The sequence below is a fragment of the Vibrio sp. JPW-9-11-11 genome, assembly GCF_013369335.1.
Lineage (GTDB): Bacteria > Pseudomonadota > Gammaproteobacteria > Enterobacterales > Vibrionaceae > Vibrio.
The window spans coordinates 1-16,777 of sequence record NZ_SZQJ01000009.1; the positions used below are offsets into that span (position 1 = coordinate 1).

The 16,777-nt window shown below is 44.4% G+C and carries 23 protein-coding genes; 11 read left to right on the top strand and 12 right to left on the bottom strand.

Going from position 1 to position 16,777, the window contains the following annotated elements; all coding sequences use genetic code 11:
• The 8 genes from FCU94_RS12345 to FCU94_RS12385 form a co-directional block, all read right to left on the bottom strand.
• A partial coding sequence (locus tag FCU94_RS12345; RefSeq protein ID WP_140199030.1) for a DUF4177 domain-containing protein occupies window positions 1-167 on the bottom strand: 167 nt, incomplete at its 3' end.
• 760 nt (window positions 168-927) lie between these two features.
• Window positions 928-1,113 carry a methionyl-tRNA formyltransferase gene (locus tag FCU94_RS12350; RefSeq protein ID WP_176288827.1) on the bottom strand — a complete coding sequence of 62 codons (186 nt, stop codon included), beginning with the start codon at window positions 1,111-1,113 and terminating at the stop codon, window positions 928-930.
• A 218-nt stretch (window positions 1,114-1,331) separates the two neighbouring features.
• Window positions 1,332-1,679 (bottom strand): SH3 domain-containing protein, encoded by a 348-nt coding sequence (locus tag FCU94_RS12355; protein ID WP_176288830.1) that lies wholly within the window; start codon window positions 1,677-1,679, stop codon window positions 1,332-1,334.
• Window positions 1,680-1,831: 152 nt separating this feature from the next.
• Entirely contained in the window at window positions 1,832-2,119 is a 288-nt protein-coding gene (locus tag FCU94_RS12365) for a type II toxin-antitoxin system RelE/ParE family toxin (protein WP_015296903.1), read from the bottom strand.
• Window positions 2,116-2,397: a type II toxin-antitoxin system Phd/YefM family antitoxin gene (locus tag FCU94_RS12370; RefSeq protein ID WP_000086647.1), complete on the bottom strand. Its 282-nt coding sequence runs from the start codon at window positions 2,395-2,397 to the stop codon at window positions 2,116-2,118. Before FCU94_RS12370 ends, FCU94_RS12365 begins: the two co-directional genes overlap by 4 nt.
• A 1,386-nt stretch (window positions 2,398-3,783) precedes the next feature.
• A complete protein-coding gene (locus FCU94_RS12375) occupies window positions 3,784-4,320 on the bottom strand; it encodes an AAA family ATPase (protein ID WP_176288831.1) in 537 nt (178 codons plus the stop codon).
• A gap of 275 nt (window positions 4,321-4,595) precedes the next feature.
• The gene (locus FCU94_RS12380) at window positions 4,596-4,766 is read right to left on the bottom strand and encodes a hypothetical protein (protein WP_176288832.1); all 171 of its coding nucleotides are present in this window, start codon (window positions 4,764-4,766) and stop codon (window positions 4,596-4,598) included.
• Window positions 4,767-4,971: 205 nt separating this feature from the next.
• Window positions 4,972-5,505, bottom strand: coding sequence for a shikimate kinase (locus FCU94_RS12385; protein WP_176288833.1), 534 nt, complete (start codon window positions 5,503-5,505; stop codon window positions 4,972-4,974).
• A gap of 345 nt (window positions 5,506-5,850) precedes the next feature.
• Here FCU94_RS12385 and FCU94_RS12390 point away from each other — a divergent pair, with 345 nt between their 5' ends.
• Complete coding sequence (locus FCU94_RS12390; RefSeq protein WP_176288834.1) at window positions 5,851-6,012, top strand: hypothetical protein; 162 nt, start codon at window positions 5,851-5,853, stop codon at window positions 6,010-6,012.
• A gap of 230 nt (window positions 6,013-6,242) precedes the next feature.
• Here the strand turns inward: FCU94_RS12390 and FCU94_RS12395 are convergent, their stop codons facing one another.
• Both FCU94_RS12395 and FCU94_RS12400 read right to left on the bottom strand, forming a co-directional pair.
• Window positions 6,243-6,758 carry an adenylate kinase gene (locus FCU94_RS12395; protein WP_176288835.1) on the bottom strand — a complete coding sequence of 172 codons (516 nt, stop codon included), beginning with the start codon at window positions 6,756-6,758 and terminating at the stop codon, window positions 6,243-6,245.
• A 254-nt stretch (window positions 6,759-7,012) separates the two neighbouring features.
• The gene (locus tag FCU94_RS12400) at window positions 7,013-7,981 is read right to left on the bottom strand and encodes an IS30 family transposase (RefSeq protein ID WP_176288836.1); all 969 of its coding nucleotides are present in this window, start codon (window positions 7,979-7,981) and stop codon (window positions 7,013-7,015) included.
• An 810-nt stretch (window positions 7,982-8,791) separates the two neighbouring features.
• Between FCU94_RS12400 and FCU94_RS12405 the strand changes: the two genes are divergently transcribed.
• From FCU94_RS12405 to FCU94_RS12425, 5 genes are all read left to right on the top strand, one after another.
• A complete protein-coding gene (locus FCU94_RS12405) occupies window positions 8,792-9,007 on the top strand; it encodes a DUF4177 domain-containing protein (RefSeq protein ID WP_005447484.1) in 216 nt (71 codons plus the stop codon).
• A 2-nt stretch (window positions 9,008-9,009) separates the two neighbouring features.
• The gene (gene yidD / locus FCU94_RS12410; protein ID WP_176288837.1) at window positions 9,010-9,234 is read left to right on the top strand and encodes a membrane protein insertion efficiency factor YidD; all 225 of its coding nucleotides are present in this window, start codon (window positions 9,010-9,012) and stop codon (window positions 9,232-9,234) included.
• Entirely contained in the window at window positions 9,234-9,623 is a 390-nt protein-coding gene (locus FCU94_RS12415) for a hypothetical protein (protein WP_176288838.1), read from the top strand. The genes yidD and FCU94_RS12415 overlap by 1 nt, the downstream gene beginning before the upstream one ends.
• Window positions 9,624-10,140: 517 nt before the next feature.
• Window positions 10,141-10,521 carry an STAS/SEC14 domain-containing protein gene (locus FCU94_RS12420; protein WP_176288839.1) on the top strand — a complete coding sequence of 127 codons (381 nt, stop codon included), beginning with the start codon at window positions 10,141-10,143 and terminating at the stop codon, window positions 10,519-10,521.
• Between the two features lie 241 nt (window positions 10,522-10,762).
• Window positions 10,763-11,368 carry a glutathione S-transferase family protein gene (locus FCU94_RS12425; protein WP_176288840.1) on the top strand — a complete coding sequence of 202 codons (606 nt, stop codon included), beginning with the start codon at window positions 10,763-10,765 and terminating at the stop codon, window positions 11,366-11,368.
• Window positions 11,369-11,423: 55 nt separating this feature from the next.
• On the opposite strand, the gene FCU94_RS12430 is transcribed toward FCU94_RS12425, so the two are convergent.
• A complete protein-coding gene (locus tag FCU94_RS12430; protein WP_176288841.1) occupies window positions 11,424-11,579 on the bottom strand; it encodes a DUF3012 domain-containing protein in 156 nt (51 codons plus the stop codon).
• A 100-nt stretch (window positions 11,580-11,679) separates the two neighbouring features.
• Here FCU94_RS12430 and FCU94_RS12435 point away from each other — a divergent pair, with 100 nt between their 5' ends.
• The 5 genes from FCU94_RS12435 (at window position 11,680) to FCU94_RS12455 (ending at window position 15,513) form a co-directional block, all read left to right on the top strand.
• Window positions 11,680-11,832, top strand: coding sequence for a hypothetical protein (locus FCU94_RS12435; RefSeq protein ID WP_176288842.1), 153 nt, complete (start codon window positions 11,680-11,682; stop codon window positions 11,830-11,832).
• A complete protein-coding gene (locus FCU94_RS12440) occupies window positions 11,807-12,154 on the top strand; it encodes a DOPA 4,5-dioxygenase family protein (protein ID WP_176288843.1) in 348 nt (115 codons plus the stop codon). The genes FCU94_RS12435 and FCU94_RS12440 overlap by 26 nt, the downstream gene beginning before the upstream one ends.
• Before the next feature lie 82 nt (window positions 12,155-12,236).
• Window positions 12,237-12,788, top strand: a complete 552-nt coding sequence (locus tag FCU94_RS12445; RefSeq protein WP_176288844.1) for a nucleotidyltransferase family protein — start codon at window positions 12,237-12,239, stop codon at window positions 12,786-12,788.
• 129 nt (window positions 12,789-12,917) lie between these two features.
• Window positions 12,918-13,361 carry a GNAT family N-acetyltransferase gene (locus FCU94_RS12450; RefSeq protein WP_176288845.1) on the top strand — a complete coding sequence of 148 codons (444 nt, stop codon included), beginning with the start codon at window positions 12,918-12,920 and terminating at the stop codon, window positions 13,359-13,361.
• 238 nt (window positions 13,362-13,599) lie between these two features.
• Window positions 13,600-15,513 carry a methyl-accepting chemotaxis protein gene (locus FCU94_RS12455; protein WP_176288846.1) on the top strand — a complete coding sequence of 638 codons (1,914 nt, stop codon included), beginning with the start codon at window positions 13,600-13,602 and terminating at the stop codon, window positions 15,511-15,513.
• A gap of 38 nt (window positions 15,514-15,551) precedes the next feature.
• Here the strand turns inward: FCU94_RS12455 and FCU94_RS12460 are convergent, their stop codons facing one another.
• The gene (locus tag FCU94_RS12460; RefSeq protein WP_176288847.1) at window positions 15,552-16,760 is read right to left on the bottom strand and encodes an MFS transporter; all 1,209 of its coding nucleotides are present in this window, start codon (window positions 16,758-16,760) and stop codon (window positions 15,552-15,554) included.
• Window positions 16,761-16,777: the final 17 nt, after the last annotated feature.

Below are 16,777 nucleotides of genomic sequence, written 5' to 3' on the forward strand. Positions count from 1 at the left end.
AAGCGCTTTTGCTCAACTACTTGAAATACAACTTGCCAACCATCTTGTGCATACTTGTTTAGCTCAGCTTCCATTTTTTGCACAGGTAAACCGCTTGCGCCTAACAAGATTGTTCCGCAGCCACCTTCTACAATGTGAACCACTTTATATTCTGTAAACTTTGTCATTTTATAACCAACTATTTTAGTAAAAACAAAATGTTACAGCATGCAACAAAATGCATCAAGATGAATATTGTGAAATTCGCTGTATAACACCCAATTAAGTAGCCCCAAAACGCGATGACTCACTTTCCGCATTACTCGGCAACACCTAACCCAACGCAAACCAAAATCGCCACGCGTTGAGGGGCTGCTTGAATTGTTTGTTATGTTTTACCATAAATGACTGACTTACTTAGCAAAGAACTGCGTTGTTAAACGTATTTCAAGAAGTGAACCACAAGCCTAACCTCACTTGGCCGTCAGACGCACGAAACACCAAGCGGGTCAGTCCACGTCCCTGCCCAATGAGGCAACTGCCAAGCTGAAATGATACTTGGAAAATGTGCTGGAAGCGACTTAGAGTCAGCTATATTCAAAACCAACCGCCAGGACGTGCAAATGAAGCAACCCACTGATATTGAGATGTTTTACTGGCTGAAAAATTCACGAATGTAGGCCGATAATGCGGATTTTCTGAGACAATTCAGACGAACTGCCAAAGGGGCAAAGAACATAGATCGAAGAATTTTTAAGTTATTGAAATTAAAGTAAACATAACGCCCAATTAAAGGGTGAGCAACGCTACCACCCAACCTAAAGCATTGTACCGTAACCATTAAATTTGAAGTAGAAGCAAAAATGCCAAGCGTTGTGAATCCCTCTTAAATTGCTTGTCATGTGTAACTCAAAGTGCAGAGATGATACTTTTTAGCTGCTCAAGTGCTTATGGAGAGAAGCGGATTGATTGACTCTTTTTACCCGTTTCCTGTCGTTTCGCTGAACCATATGTATCAACTTGAAGGTATTTCTCTCCATTGTCACCAAGCACTACTGTATATGTAGCGTTTACCTCAGAATGACTAGAATCGCGTTCAAGAGTCAATTTTTCCATTTTTCTTACAATAGCCATAGCTGCCCCAGTCTTTTAAATTAGAACTTAGTGTACCGACTAATATGAGTATAGAGTCTTATTCGAGAGCAAAATACCTCTCTGACACATAACGCCCAATTAAGGGGTGAGCAACGCTACCACCCAACCTAACGCATTGTACCGTAGCCACTAAAATTGAAGTAGAAGCAAAAATGCCAAGCGTTGTGAATCCCTCTTAAATTGCTTGTTATGTGAATTTACACAGCGCACAAATGATTTAAAGGAGCCCATGCCAACTCTTTCGGGCTACCCAATTTACTACCCCAGATCCAGCCGTTTAACTCATGTTCTTTTACTAGAATTTCACCGATCGCCAAACGATGCTCCTTGGCGAAATAGTCCTCAAGTGCAGTTACCTCGCCATTGTCGATAGCTAGTATTTGTTTAGGAACCCAACCTTCTTTGTTTTCCCCTCGGCAGAAAATCCAGTTTGCCCAGTCACCTTCTGGATTGGATTCCTCTACAAATTGCAATTTTTCGCCTAGAACTATTCGAATAGGCGATTCTGGAGCATCTTGATATTCTTTAACGACTTTGTATTCCATAGCTTATTCCACTTTGTTCACATAACGCTCTGTTAAGGTGTGAGCAACGCAATACCGAAGCTCCCGCATACCACCTTAAACACCAAGCGCAACGCATAGTAAAAATGCCACGCGTTGCGAATCACTCTTAAACAGTTTGTTATAACACAGTTTTACACGTCATCTTCCGATAAAATTTGACGACAATTACGAACTGTTAGTACGCGAATTTCGTGACTTAAACTGTAGATAATACGATAGTGACCAAAGATGATTTCGCGATAATTCGTATGGGGCATTTCAGGAACAAACCGCCCCATTTCAGGCATACTTCCAAGGAGTTCAGTTTTATCAAAAACTTCGTTTACCCACTTCTCTGCCGCAGGTGGATTATCCAAAGAAATAAACTCCGCTGCATCGCCTAGTTTCTGAAGTGCTAATGGAGACCAGACTACTTTCATTTCTTAATGCGCCCAAGTACTTGAGCACGCGCATCATCATTGGAAACACCGAGACCAGAAGCTAACTGAGCTTCTGCTGTGCGCATTTCTTCCAGTAATTCGATTTTCTCTTGCATTGCTTCATACTCAGCAACATCAAGAACAACAGCAACACCTTTGCCACGTTGCGTAATAACCAATGGACGACGAGTCTCATTGATCTGTTTGATATATGAAGCTACACCGGCACGAAACTCAGACAAAGGCTGAATATCTTGATCGAAATGAATACGACTCATATTGAACTCCCATTGGTACAAAATAACGTACAAATAATAGTTCAAATGACCGTTTTGAGCAAGAAGTCGATTCTGTGTTATAACGCCACGTTAAGGGGTGCAGGCACGCAATACAAAAGCTTCTGCAAAGCACCGTAAACACAAAACTCAACGCAAACTAAAAATGCCACGCGTGCCAAATCCCTCTTAAACGCTTTGTTATATGCGAACGTTTAAGCTTAAGATTTTATGCCAAGCCCCACTTTGAAACCATGATTTTTATGTGCTTTGATGCACTTAAGTCAGGCTTAGACTTGCAGCGACTTGCCACTGAAACCACTTGGAATTTTCAACGCCGCAGAAAACGGACTGACGACACCAAAAAGTGCTTTTGGAACGGCAATTTCACAATGAGGACTTTCCACAAACTCACTGAAACCACGTGAACTCACCACACCAGAGAAAGCGCCCTTTCAACAAGTAAACCAGCTTTTAGGAAGGCAAACTCTCAGAGCGGAATTTCAGCAGAAGATGTTGCCTAAATTGACCAGGCATTATCAGCACCAAAGAATAAAACCACCGATAAACGGTAGGCAAAAACTGAACCACGGACCGGAGAAAACGAGAATTGAAACCGAAAAATCTCGACGCCCAAAGACCTAGACACCAAGGCTGTAAACCTGAATTTTTAGGCTTTCTTCATCTGGCATATAACGCCCAATTAAGTAGCCCGAAACGCCCTGGCTCACCTTCCGCATAGCAGCGTAAACACTAAACCCGACGCAAACCAAAAGTGCCACGCGTTGAGGGGCTGCTTGAATTGTTTGTTATGTTTTACCACAAACGACTGATTTATTTGGCAAAGAACTGCGTTGTTAAACGTATTTCAAGAAGTGAATCACAAGCCAAACCTCACTTGACCGCCAGACGCACGAAACACCAAACGCGTAATTCCACTTCCCTGCCCAATGAGGCAACCCGAAAAACGTTCAACAAACGCCCTCTCTTTCCAACCAAAGCGCAGAACAATGGCAAATTGCCGAGGCAACTGCCAAGCCGAAATGCTAACTGACAAATACGCTGGAAGCGACTTAGAGCCAGTGAGATTTGAACCCAGCCGCCACGACCTGCAAATGAAGCAACCCGCGAACATTGACATATTTTACTGGCTGAGAAATTCATGAACTTGGGCCGACAATGCCGATTTGCTGAGGCAACTCGAACGAATAGCTAAAGGGACAAAGAACAGAGATCGAAGAATTCTTAAGCCATTGAAATACAAGTAAACATAACGCCAAATTAAGGTGTGAACAACGCTAACCACCCTACCTAAAGCATTGTGCCATAAACACTAAACTTGCATGAAGTGAAAGCGCCGAGCGTTGTGAATCACTCTTAAATTTATTGTTAGCCGTCGCTCATTTTGCTAACGATGAACTGTGCTCTTTCTTTAACTGAAACCTTAGGTACTTCAATTAAGTCATAGCCAAATTTAATATATGCACTCACCATTTCATGATATGTCGCTATTGCTTCAGTAAAGTCCTGCTTTCGCTCAGAGTCATTTTCGTAGATTTCTTCCCAAGGCGGAAAAATGAAAACTTTACGGCAATAAGTCAGTTCACCACATTTCGCTAACAAGAGATCCGATATAGGTATGTGCTCAAGCTTACTGTACCCATACGAGTCGATAATACTTCGGTCGAAAAACGTAATTTCAGTACCACCAAAGTTTTCGTAATTGTCGATTTCTTCAATGACCATTTCGTCGCGGAATGCGGCCCTGTCCAACCAAGGCAATGCTGTACCTTGCAATTCTACTTGGGCTTGGATAACTTTTCGCCCAACTTCAGGTGCACTGGCGTAACCCATCTGGCGCAAAAATTCGATAACTGAAGTCTTCCCTGAACCTGGGCCACCTGTAAAAACTACTCGATTATTCAAATAAAACTCCATAGACGGCTAACGCCCAATTAAGTAGCCCGATACGCACTGGCTCACTTGCCGCATTGCTCGGCAACACCAAACCCGACGCAAACCAAAATCGCCGAGCGTTGAGGGTCTGCTTGAATTGTTTGTTATGCGAATTCACACGCATAAGCCAAGTTGGGCAGATGAAGATTACCTCAGACACGAAAAACCACAAACAAACCAAGTACTTTTTGTGAGTCACTGAACAACCGAAGTCACTATGTTACAGACCCACTTCCAACAAGTGACTAATGGTGAATTTCAGCCAGTGACTCTGCTTTTACTTCGAGAAACTCAACGCGGCGGAAAACCAGCGAAGAAGAACTGCCGATAAACTTGCCCTTGCCACACTTTGCGCCAGCCAACCTCGCCACAAACCAACTCTGAAAACCAATGAGGCAACCCACGAAATTTGGCATGTTTTACGGCCTGAGTGATTCAAGAATTTAGGCCGACAATGCTAAATTGACGACACCGAAAACCGACTGCCAAAGAGAGCGAGAAAGAGAGATATAGAAGATTTTTGCCCAGTCGCATAACGCCGCATTAAGGTGTGAGCGACGCTTGGCTATACTTGAGCGAAGCGAAACTGCCAAGCGTTGCGAATCACTCTTAAATGCTTTGTTATGTGCGTAACTCACCTATGAACGCCTTTGCCTTTTTAGGGCTTGTTATTCTTACAAATGTGATATGACTATACTTCGGATCGTCTAGCAGTTCTGTGTAACGAGATCGATTTTTACTGTACGTTTTTAGCGTCCAAAGGATGATAGAATCTTTGCTAAGAAAAGACTTTCTAAACGACTCAACATTACCTGTTTTACCCCATAGCTCCTGCTTGGTCACTGTGCGAACTAAAGCCCTTTTCACAGCTTGAAACAGTGTTCTTACGAAGGAGTAATCAACCCAGACAATGGTATCTACTCTGCTCCATTTAATTTCAGCAGTTCGATTATAATTACCATCAAGAACCCAGCGTTCGGCGCTCAACCTGTCGGCCAATTTTGCAAAAAACTCATCATCTGAAGATTCTTGCCAATTAGGCTTCCAGAATATGGCATCCATTTCTACATAAGGGCACTTTAGCTCACTCGCAAGCATGCGACTGAAAGTACTTTTTCCACTACCACTAGTGCCTATTACATTGATTCTTTTCATCGCCTGACCTGATTTTTTGCCTGAGCACATAACGCCCAATTAAGTAGCCCGAAACGCACTGGCTAACTTTCCGCATTGCTCGACAACACAAAAGCCAACGCAAACCAAAAGTGCCACGCGTTGAGGGTCTGCTTGAATTGTTTGTTATGTTTTACCACAAACGACTGATTTAATTGGCAAAGAACTGCTTTGTTGAGCGCGTTTCAAGAAGTAAATCACAAGCTCATACTCACTTGGCCGCCAGAAGCACGAAACACCAAACGCGTAATTTCACTTCCCTGCCCGATGAGGCAACCCGACTTAACTGCAACAAGCGCCCTCTCTTTCCAACCAAAGCGCAGGACAATGGCAAATTGCCGAGGCAACTACCAAGCTGACATGCTACTTGGCAAATATGCTCAAAGCGACTTAGAGCCAGTGATATTTGAAGCCAACCTCCACGACCTGAAAATGAAGCAACCCTCGAACTTTGACATGTTTTACGGGCTGAGAAATTCACGAATTTAGGCCGACAATGCGGATTTGCTGAGACAACTCGAACAAACTGCCAAAGGGGCAAAGAACATAGTTAGAAGAAACTTTAAACCGCTGAAATACAAGTAAACATAACGCCGCGTTAAGTAGTGAGCAACGCCACCACATAACCTAACCCATTGTGCCATAAACACTAAAGCCAAACTTTTAACCGAAGCCGCCATGCGTTGGGAATCTGCCTTAAACGCTTTGTTATATGCGTACTATTTAGCATGCGTACAAACAAAATCATTTAGCTCGGACACTGTTTTGATAATGTAGACTTCTTTGTCACTAGCGTATTCCATTAGCTTAGAGGTAAATTCATCGTTCCAGAACTTAGGGCTTAACTTGAGCATTTTATAGCTATTTAAAGTGCCTTTTAAAACTGAACTTCCATCAGGCCAGCCATCTGGCTTCACAAAGAGCCCTTTCAGAAAGCGCTTAGTAACAAACCAATAGCTTACTGAATATGGTATATCTATGTAAACGAGAGTATCTGCCGCAGCTAAGCGTTCATTAAAAGAGCGTAAAGGACCAAGCCCATCAATGACCCACGACTCTGACTGAAGAATATCATCGTGAACAGAATCAAATTCTTCTCGAGCTACAAACTCACCGTTTGGTTTGTAAACAATTGAATCTAACTGATGGAGCGGTAAACCGCTCATTTGCGCTAACACTTTGCTTACGGTTGATTTTCCACTACCCGGCTTTCCAAAAACAGCTACCTTTTTCATTTTAAATTCCTCCAAGAGACTAGTTCCCTAAAGGCAGAAAAAGAAAACCCACCTTATAGGGTGGGGTCGATTTATCCAAAGCACACAAAATCCCACCATTCCTAAGGAGTGATGATAATTCGCTTGTTTAACTGCACTTGTTTGATTTTCATACAACCACTGTTATATAAATGCACTCTGTTGTCAATTTGTCTTTGAACAGGGTTGAATCGGCTGCCAAAGCACTTAGTATCAAGTTTGAAGTGCGACACTTTCTACAGATGCGCATGAATATACTCCAATGGTATTCTATAACCAAGTCTTTTGCGTGGGCGCGTATTTAATTTGTGTGCAATTTCATTGCAGAGCTTCTGTGTCACGTGTGACATAGAAGTTCGTTTTGGTAAGTATTGTCGTATCAAGCCATTGGTGTTTTCATTAGTGCCTCGTTCCCATGAGTGGTATGGATTTGCAAAGTAAAACAGACAGTTATGATGTTTTTCTAGTTGTACATAACCATGAAATTCAGTGCCGTTATCCGCAGTTATCGTCTTAAAAGGTAAGTCAGAGCGGGTCATGATTTTGCTCATTCTTACGTTGAGCGACTCGCTTGTTCTATCGTCCATTTGCCCAATAAAAGTGTAGCCAGTCATTCTGTCGACTAAAGTCACGATACAGTGCTTGGTTCCGCGGCCAACGACGGTATCAATTTCCCAATGACCAGGCTCTTTTCGATGCTCAGCATTCGCTGGTCTTTCGGTAATATGACGCTTATTTGCAAGCCGCCCTCTGCTGTCTTTTGAGTTGTACCTCTTACGCCTTTGCTTAGTCGATTGGCGTAGGTGTTTCCATAGTGTTCCACCGAGAGCTTTGTCGTTCCAAATGTGCTGATAAATGAGCTCGTGGCTCATTGTTGGATAGCCTCTCATTCTTAGGTATCCGACGATTTGGTCAGGGCTCCAATCCAGTCGTAGCAAGGCTTCAGGTAGCCTGAAGTCAAGTTTGGTATAGCGCTTATTTCGGCGTGAACGACTCAGCCGGTTGCGCGCCATTTGCTGTGCCCGCTCTGGTTGATATGAGTACCTATCGAAGAACTTGTTGTAACGACAATTGCGTTCAATTTCTCGATAGATAGTGGCTTTGTGACGACCCAGTTGTTTAGCTATTTCAGCGGTACTAATTCCTTGCTTTCTGAGTGCAGAAATCATATACCTTTCGTTCTCAGTGAGGTGCGTGTATTTCATGTTTTTTACTTCTTGGCGGGAGCAAAGTTCATGATTATCGCACCTTACTGTTTTTATGTTCAGAGGTGTCGCACTTCGTACTTGAATCCAAGGCAACTAACAAAGCATTCAAGAGGGATTCACAACGCTTGGCATTTTTGCTTCTACTTCAAATTTAATGGTTACGGTACAATGCTTTAGGTTGGGTGGTAGCGTTGCTCACCCTTTAATTGGGCGTTATGTTTACTTTAATTTCAATAACTTAAAAATTCTTCGATCTATGTTCTTTGCCCCTTTGGCAGTTCGTCTGAATTGTCTCAGAAAATCCGCATTATCGGCCTACATTCGTGAATTTTTCAGCCAGTAAAACATCTCAATATCAGTGGGTTGCTTCATTTGCACGTCCTGGCGGTTGGTTTTGAATATAGCTGACTCTAAGTCGCTTCCAGCACATTTTCCAAGTATCATTTCAGCTTGGCAGTTGCCTCATTGGGCAGGGACGTGGACTGACCCGCTTGGTGTTTCGTGCGTCTGACGGCCAAGTGAGGTTAGGCTTGTGGTTCACTTCTTGAAATACGTTTAACAACGCAGTTCTTTGCTAAGTAAGTCAGTCATTTATGGTAAAACATAACAAACAATTCAAGCAGCCCCTCAACGCGTGGCGATTTTGGTTTGCGTTGGGTTAGGTGTTGCCGAGTAATGCGGAAAGTGAGTCATCGCGTTTTGGGGCTACTTAATTGGGTGTTATACAGCGAATTTCACAATATTCATCTTGATGCATTTTGTTGCATGCTGTAACATTTTGTTTTTACTAAAATAGTTGGTTATAAAATGACAAAGTTTACAGAATATAAAGTGGTTCACATTGTAGAAGGTGGCTGCGGAACAATCTTGTTAGGCGCAAGCGGTTTACCTGTGCAAAAAATGGAAGCTGAGCTAAACAAGTATGCACAAGATGGTTGGCAAGTTGTATTTCAAGTAGTTGAGCAAAAGCGCTTTATGCTGTTTTGGAAGCGTGAGGCTGTGATTATCACGCTTGGCCGATAAGTTTGGTTAAATATCTTTCTTTAAAGTTGATCCATCGCTATCAAGCTAGCGGTGGATCAAAACAACTATTGAACATTGAGTGTAATTTTGAGCCTACTTGCTCAGAGTACACTAAACAATGTATTGAAAAGCATGGGGCTGTCAAAGGTTGGAAGCTAGGCCTAGCTAGAATTAAGCGATGTAATCAACCTGACCTCATTGGAAAAATATATGATGAGGTGCCGTAATGCGTTTATTCGAACCGATCGAACAATTGGAAAAAAATGAAGAGCTCTTGAGGAACCAGGTCAATTCATTGCCTGAAGGTCAAAAGAAAGAGTTCTATAAGCAACAATCTAAAAAGCTCAAAGATCCAGACACCTATGCTACTTTGAACTGGTTTTTTCTTGGTGGCTTTCATCATTGTTATTTAGGTAAGTACGCTTTATTTGCTCTAGAGTTGACACTGCTAACGATAAGTATCGTAGGCTTAACTCTAGGCCACTCAAGCGCATTTATTATCCTCGGGTTACTTGTTCTCTATGAGTTGCCGCAACTGTTTTTTTCGCAGAAGATCGCCAGGCAGCATAATTATCAAGTTTCTTGTGACATATTTAATGATGTACGAAGAGGATAGGTGGAAAGTGCTGTATAACAAAGCGTTTAAGAGGGCTCCATACGCTTGCTGGTTTCGCTTCACTCACGTTTAGCAAGCGCATGTCGCCCCAAGTTCTTGAATCACTCAGGCCGTAAAACATGCCAAATTTCATGGGTTGCCTCATTGGTTTTCAGAGTTGGTTCGTGGCGAGTTTAGCTGGCGCAAAGTGTGGTAAGGGCAAGTTTATCGGAAGTTCTTCTTCGCTGGTCTTTCGCTGCGTTAAGTTTCGAGAAGCAAAAGCAGAGTCGTGCGCTGAAATTCACCATTAGTCACTTGTGGGAAGCTGGTCTGCAACATAGTGACTTCGTCTGTTCAGTGACTCACAAAAAGTGCTTGGTTTATTTGTGGTTTTCGTGTCTAAGGTAGTTTTCACGTGCTTAACTTGGCTTATGCGCATAACAAACACTTTAAAACGGATTCGCAACGCTTGGCACTTATTCTTCTACTTTACTTATATACTATGCTGTTTGTGTTAACTCAATTGGAGATAGTCGCTATGAGTACAGAACGTCATGGGATCACATTGGGCATTGAGCGCATTGGCTCGGAGCCTGTTTTAGTGTTTAAAGCCAGAGGTAAGCTTACGCATGAAGACTACGAAGCGATTGTTCCAGTGTTGGATGCGACTATAGAGAAGGTTAACTTAAAGCATCTAAAAATGCTGGTTGATATTACTGAGTTTTCTGGCTGGGAGCTTCGTGCGGCGTGGGATGATTTTCAGCTTGGGTTAAAGATTGGCGTTACGATAGAGAAAATAGCCATCTACGGTGATAAGAACTGGCAGGAACTAGCCGCCAAAATAGCAAGTTGGTTTATAGCGGGTGAAGTAAAGGCATTTGGTAATTACGACTCTGCAGTGAACTGGCTAACTGATTGACCTTAGGTACGATTTTATCGGTGTTTCCAGTGGCATGAGGAGTGTGCCCGTTTAGATCCTCGGCTTAAAAGGGGCTTGTTGAGAACATACTGAGTTCATAGAAGTGAACAAGAATACAACCCACTGACTTGAGGCGGGTCATTAGCGTGTGATAGTTTTTAGTTCAAGTCAACGTTTGTGATTACGCCAAAGGCTTGGTTTTATCTGAGCGTAAAGCAAGGTTAAGTATCAGGGAGAGGGTATGGAGATTGTGTTGTACAGCGCGCAAGATTCTAACAGCTCACGTCGAGTGGAGTGGGTGTTAAACTATAAAGCGCTCATCTATCGCAGAGTGGAAGTAGACGTCTCAGCAAATAACTCAAGCTATTTGGCGATCAACCCGTTTGGCTATGTCCCCTCTTTGTCCATCGATGGTTTTGTGGTCTGTGAGTCGATGGCAATTATTGAATACCTTGAAGAGTGTTTTCCTGACCGCCTTTTAATCGGTCGATGCCCTAAAGAGCGAGCACAAGTGCGCCAAGTCTGTGAGTTCGTCAATGCGACGATTCATACGCCTCAAAATCGAACCGTGTTGGCATTTCTGCGCCCTGAGCTAGAAGAAGAACAAAAACGAAGATTGAGGGCAGAGTGGGTGGTGCAATGCCTCAACAAGTTGCGCCCCAGTTTATGCGTAGACTCCGGCTATGCAGTCGCCACCTATTTCACCATCGCTGATATTTTTGTCGCTTGTATGTACACTAAGGCTCGTCAGCACGGCGCTGAACCCATCGCTTTCTACGAACGTCACTTGTCTAAGCTACGCAGCGATAGTCAAGTAGCGTCTGCCGAGCCGCAACCCCGAATATGACATACCACCGCTTGCTTTTGAGAATGAAGCGTAAGAGCCTTGTTGCAAGATGGAACTAAAAAATACAGTGTTTGGTAAAGTCTTTGGCTTCGTTTGCGGTCCAATCCCCTTTCGGCTTCTGTTTCAAATCTTCGCACCAAGCTTCACTTCCGACCTCAGTACAGGCTGAGAGGGCGAAACTTAATGCTAGCATTGCAATGATTTTATTCATGAACCTACTCCTTAATCACTTTTTATTACTAACTATTAGAGTCTTGCTATCAATAAAAGTCAACGTAGTTAAACGTTTAGCGATGGCAGGTGCGCGTGTTATGGCGACAGCCACTGCTGCTTGTATCGCTATCTCTCAGCGAGATGGATTGTATGAAAAGGGCTTCATCACGGAAACGAGTATTGTTAGTATGCTCAGTGTTCTCCACATCACTACCCAGGAAGAGTATGGATACGCCAAAACGGCCGATTAATCGCCACGACCACTATCATGCCCACGTTTATTTCGACGCACCAAGCTTGGCATTCGCCCGCCAGTTGCGAAATGAGCTCGAACAGGAGTTTGAGCTTGAATTGGGAACCATGCATCAACGTCTAGTTGGTCCCCACACCATGTGGAGTTTTCAAGTGTTATTTGATAGCACTCAGTTCGAGTCGCTAATCACATGGCTAGACGTTCATCGTGGAGCGCTAAGTGTATTGGTTCATGCCGACACCGGAGATGATTTGGTGGATCATACACAATACGCCTATTGGTTGGGGTGCCCTGTCAAACTTGATTTAAGCCAGTTTTAAGAAAAGGGATTGACTCCAAACAAGCGGCACGCTGGCTCTGTCGGCAGGTTTATTCTAGTGCTAGTAAGAGGCGCCAATTGCGATGACGACTTACCATCAACAATTGATATCACTGATCACACAAGACATGCACCGTGTGGCGGCCCTGGATGCCGTGGCGAGGTTAGATTTACCTCAATGCTACATAGCGGCGGGGTTTGTGCGTAACCTCGTTTGGGATTACCTGCACAATAACGTCCTTCCAACACCACTTAGCGATGTAGATGTTATCTATTTTGATCGCTCAGAAGACGACGCCATGCAACAGTCGCACTACGAGAAGCGGCTTTCAGCAGTGATGCCTGAACTTAACTGGCAGGTTCGAAATCAGGCCATCATGCATGTACGCAATGGGGATCCTGTTTATGAAAGTACGCTCGATGCGATGAGGTATTGGCCAGAGCAAGAAACCGCGGTGGCAGTCAGAAAAGTCGACGACAACACCTATCAAGTTATTAGTGCTTTTGGATTAGCCTCACTTTTTGCAGGCATGATCACGCCTAATCCTAGACGTTGCTTGGAAACATTCAACGATCGCTTAGTGAGTAAAGGCTGGCTCGAGCAATGGCCGAAACTTCACGTGGCCAGGGCTTAAACGCAGGAGGCGACGATGGCAGAAAATGAGTAGTCTGCGAGTAAGATCGCCTCAATCAGTCCGGGTTGGCTGGAGGGCGTGTTAGACTGGCGTGCCCGAGACATAGAAACGAATAAGTGAGTGATACGAATGGAAATCAGCTTGAGACCGGCGGTTGAATCCGACATTGATTTTTTGGTGGCGCTACGCGATGCAACCATGCGTGAATACCTAGAACAAGTCGGTATGCCGACGACGTTAGAAGACTACCTGAATCGCATCGAATACAAGTTTGATTGTGCCGAAATCGTGTTGCTTGATCATTTGCCGGTGGGTTTGTTCAAAGCTGAGTATCAACCGGAGAAGCGCTGTTGGTATTTGATTCAAATCCAAATTCATCCCGGATATCAAAACTTAAAGATTGGAACTCAGTTAATTGAGCGTTTGATTGCTCGAACTGAGCAGCAAGGAACAACACTGGCACTGAGTGTCATTAAAACCAATCCCGCGTATCATCTGTATCAAAAGCTCGGTTTTAGTAAAGTCGCAGAAAATCAATCTGAGTATCTATTGGAGCGCTCACCTAGACGCTAATTAGTGACGTCAATCTTCACAACTTACTAGGCAGCATTGCGCTGCCTCACTTTCCTTACGCTTACCTCTCGCTCTTATCCTTAGCCTACATAAAAATGTGCCCTGGTCGACAAATTGACACAAAATCTGGATCTTTGTCATTTTACAGCCACAATTTAGTTATAAATATAATAATAGCGTTATCTGAATGGTCACTTTGGCGCTGTCTAATGTACTTGTTTTATAAGGATTATAAACGATGCGAAACCTAGGATTTAAGACGTTACTACTTATTGCCATCATTGCTTTGGTAGTGGTGTCTGTTTCGACGTCGAGCTACGTTGCTTACGTGAAGCAGCGAGACGCACTGGTTGAGTTAATAACGAAAAGCAACCAAAACTACGTAGATGCGGAAGCGGAACAGATTGCAAGTCGCCTAAATGAGAAAGTGGCCGGGCTAGAAAAGCTTGGCCAACGTTTCCAGAACGAGCCGATTACGGGTGAGCCGCAAGATTTCATTGAAATGACGCATATGTTTGCTGCCGCAATGAACTTAAATAGCTCAGTTGTCGCCTTCACTAATGGTGATGCCTACTGGAACCAAACCGCAAACACTTGGCCGAATCACAAGTTTGATGGGGATGTGACGACGCGCGGTTGGTATCAAGCTGGCCGACAAGCCACGACGACCAGTATTACTGAACCCTATCTTGGCAGTGAAGCGGGCGGTATCTACTGGGTATCAATCGTCAGGAAAACCTTTAGCGGCATGATTTCTGCTGATATGCAGTTAGATTTTCTCAATGACATAGTGAAATCGGCCAATGAAGTCGCGGGAAAAACGGCGTTCATTCTAAACCACGATGGCACCATATTGGCGTCTTCGCTTCAAGCGGTGAAAGCAGGTGAAAAAACCGACCGCTACCCTTGGCTTAGCAAAGTGTCGCAACAGGTTTTAGGCAAGGACAATGCCCACTTTGAATCATTAGTGGATGATAGGGAAAAGCTGTTTTTTTCCCATCAAATTCGTATCGCTGATAAAAGCTGGTATCTACTCGTTGGGTTAGATAAAGAGATTGTTTTCGCTGATCTATCGGCGGCTAAACGTAATGCGATCGTTACGGCTCTGATTGCCACTGCGGTCAGTGTCATCATCGCACTGCTTATTCTTCGCGTTTTATATCGTCCAATCTTAGTTCTAAAAGAGACGGTTATGAGCTTGAGTCAAGGCAACGGAGATTTGACTCAGCGGATTGAAGTGAAAACCAATGATGACTTGGGCCAAATTTCGCAAGGTGTGAATGCCTTCATTGAGAACTTGCAAACCATGATGCTGGAAATTCGTCAGGTGACGGACCAGCTCAATGAAAACGTCGATAGGATGAAAGATCAGAGTCAACGTAACAGTGCGATTCTACAAAATCATGTACAGGAGACTGAGCAGGTTGTTACTGCGATTGAAGAAATGAACTCGACCGCAGACTCCATGGCGACCGATGCGGCGAACACCGCTGACTTGACCAATAAAGCTAACGAAGCCAGTGCCGAGTCGAAGAGGACGGTAACGCAGGCTCAAACGAATGTCCAAGAGTTGGTTGATGATGTCGGCGCTGCGTCTGAGAACGTGAATAAAATGGCTTCAGAAACCGATGGTATTAACACCATCCTAGGTGTGATCGGTGATATTGCCGAACAAACTAATTTATTGGCGTTGAATGCAGCCATAGAGGCCGCTCGTGCTGGGGAGCAAGGACGAGGATTTGCGGTGGTGGCCGATGAGGTGCGCAACTTAGCCAGTCGTACTAAAACCAGTACCGAAGAGATTGAAGCCGCGCTATCGAGTTTACAGCGTGGTAGTCAGTCTGTAGTGAACTCTATGGAGACCACCAAACAGAAATGTGCTCAAACCGCAGAGGGTGCAGGAGAGGTGGCCGAAAGTCTTGATGTTATGACTCAGTTCGTCACCGACATTAACGACTTGAGTACCCAAATCGCGACTGCCGCTGAGGAGCAAAGTAGCGTGACGCAAGAGCTCAGTCGTAATATGTCGGCTATCAACGATATTGTTGGAGAGCTCGATAGCAATGGTCAGCAAGCCCTTGAAGAAGCGCAAACTATCTCGGATATGAACCAAACGCTAACCGGGATCGTCAGGCGCTTTAAGTTGAGTTAATGAAACTAGAGCAAAGAGTAAAGGCGCAAATAGCGCCTTTATTCATTCTGCCATTGGGGCGAGAGAGTCGGTGAACGGCTGATCAGCCACATCAAACAGACCGCGCCGAAGATGCTCATCGCCGCCAAAATAAACCCATATTGCGTGAGTCCCCATTTCGATAACAGAGCAATAAGCACGTAACTAATACTCTGCATGGAGGTTGAGAACAGAGCCAACCCACCGTCGACTCGGCCACGCTGACCAATATCTATACTATTATGCATCCAGTTGGTGCGCGCAATGCGGTTGAGGGCGTTAAAAAAGCCAAACACTAGGGTGAACATGAGCAGGTGACTGGGGTGTACGGCTTGGCTCATGCCAACTAAACTCAAGGCCACCGCTAGCATCGAATACAGCATAGTGGTTGGGTGAGGGTGCGCAGCAAGCAGCTTGATAACCAACGCGCCGCTAAAGAGGGAGCCTAAGCCAAAGGCCATACTATAGCCCGCAAACCATTCTCCTGATATTCCCGTTTCGGCAAACCATATGGGCACGAGCTTAAGTAAGAACGTCAGCACGGGATAGCATAAACAAGATAACAACAAGAACGCAAAGAAGCGTGGTTGGGCTGAAAATATGTCGCGACTTTGCTTGAGTTGGGCGAAGAAAGGTTCAGAGGTATGCGACGTCAATTGACGGTGATAGTAAGTGACGGCGTAACTTAATCCGGATAATGTCGAAGCCAAGGCGGCGAAGAGTGCAAACTGAACTATTCCCCACTTCTGCAGCAATACGACACCAAGAGCACCCGCGCCCAATGTCGTGACTTGCATAACGATTTCTTGCTTACCTGAAATCGCGGCATACTCGTGGCGTTGGTAGTTCTCCTGAGTGAACGCGTTGTTGGTGGCCCAAGCTAGGTTACTCGACACCCAAAATACCAACTGTGCGCCAGCTAAAATCCATGGGCTTAGCATATTAAGAGTAGCGCTGAGCAATACGCATAATGCGGTAGCGGCTTGAACGACTTGAACTAAAATCAGCAGTTGTTTACGTGAGTGTCGGTCGATCAACGTGGCGAAGAAGGGGGTGAGTATAAAAGAGGTCAGCGTGCATGTAAGTGCCACCAAAGCGACGAATGAGCCCATATTGGGACTTTGCAGCATAATCCAAGGTAGCGCCATCATAAACAGGCCAGAAGAGAGTCCATCAAAAAAGCGTCCGCTTAGGTAGCTAGCGGTTTTGTGCCGTGAAAGATTAAACATGTTTTTTCCTTGTATCA

Excerpts from the sequence above, each read along its gene's own strand:
- FCU94_RS12450 (WP_176288845.1), top strand. The coding sequence starts at position 12,918 with ATGGAAATCAGCTTGAGACCGGCGGTTGAATCCGACATTGATTTTTTG.
- FCU94_RS12350 (WP_176288827.1), bottom strand. The coding sequence starts at position 1,113 with ATGGCTATTGTAAGAAAAATGGAAAAATTGACTCTTGAACGCGATTCT.
- FCU94_RS12395 (WP_176288835.1), bottom strand. The coding sequence starts at position 6,758 with ATGAAAAAGGTAGCTGTTTTTGGAAAGCCGGGTAGTGGAAAATCAACC.
- FCU94_RS12425 (WP_176288840.1), top strand. The coding sequence starts at position 10,763 with ATGGAGATTGTGTTGTACAGCGCGCAAGATTCTAACAGCTCACGTCGA.
- FCU94_RS12415 (WP_176288838.1), top strand. The coding sequence starts at position 9,234 with ATGCGTTTATTCGAACCGATCGAACAATTGGAAAAAAATGAAGAGCTC.
- FCU94_RS12390 (WP_176288834.1), top strand. The coding sequence starts at position 5,851 with ATGGCAAATTGCCGAGGCAACTACCAAGCTGACATGCTACTTGGCAAA.
- FCU94_RS12365 (WP_015296903.1), bottom strand. The coding sequence starts at position 2,119 with ATGAAAGTAGTCTGGTCTCCATTAGCACTTCAGAAACTAGGCGATGCA.
- FCU94_RS12445 (WP_176288844.1), top strand. The coding sequence starts at position 12,237 with ATGACGACTTACCATCAACAATTGATATCACTGATCACACAAGACATG.
- FCU94_RS12370 (WP_000086647.1), bottom strand. The coding sequence starts at position 2,397 with ATGAGTCGTATTCATTTCGATCAAGATATTCAGCCTTTGTCTGAGTTT.
- FCU94_RS12440 (WP_176288843.1), top strand. The coding sequence starts at position 11,807 with ATGGATACGCCAAAACGGCCGATTAATCGCCACGACCACTATCATGCC.
- FCU94_RS12435 (WP_176288842.1), top strand. The coding sequence starts at position 11,680 with ATGGCGACAGCCACTGCTGCTTGTATCGCTATCTCTCAGCGAGATGGA.
- FCU94_RS12355 (WP_176288830.1), bottom strand. The coding sequence starts at position 1,679 with ATGGAATACAAAGTCGTTAAAGAATATCAAGATGCTCCAGAATCGCCT.
- FCU94_RS12460 (WP_176288847.1), bottom strand. The coding sequence starts at position 16,760 with ATGTTTAATCTTTCACGGCACAAAACCGCTAGCTACCTAAGCGGACGC.
- FCU94_RS12405 (WP_005447484.1), top strand. The coding sequence starts at position 8,792 with ATGACAAAGTTTACAGAATATAAAGTGGTTCACATTGTAGAAGGTGGC.
- FCU94_RS12385 (WP_176288833.1), bottom strand. The coding sequence starts at position 5,505 with ATGAAAAGAATCAATGTAATAGGCACTAGTGGTAGTGGAAAAAGTACT.
- FCU94_RS12400 (WP_176288836.1), bottom strand. The coding sequence starts at position 7,981 with ATGAAATACACGCACCTCACTGAGAACGAAAGGTATATGATTTCTGCA.
- FCU94_RS12455 (WP_176288846.1), top strand. The coding sequence starts at position 13,600 with ATGCGAAACCTAGGATTTAAGACGTTACTACTTATTGCCATCATTGCT.
- FCU94_RS12430 (WP_176288841.1), bottom strand. The coding sequence starts at position 11,579 with ATGAATAAAATCATTGCAATGCTAGCATTAAGTTTCGCCCTCTCAGCC.
- FCU94_RS12420 (WP_176288839.1), top strand. The coding sequence starts at position 10,141 with ATGAGTACAGAACGTCATGGGATCACATTGGGCATTGAGCGCATTGGC.
- FCU94_RS12380 (WP_176288832.1), bottom strand. The coding sequence starts at position 4,766 with ATGCCAAATTTCGTGGGTTGCCTCATTGGTTTTCAGAGTTGGTTTGTG.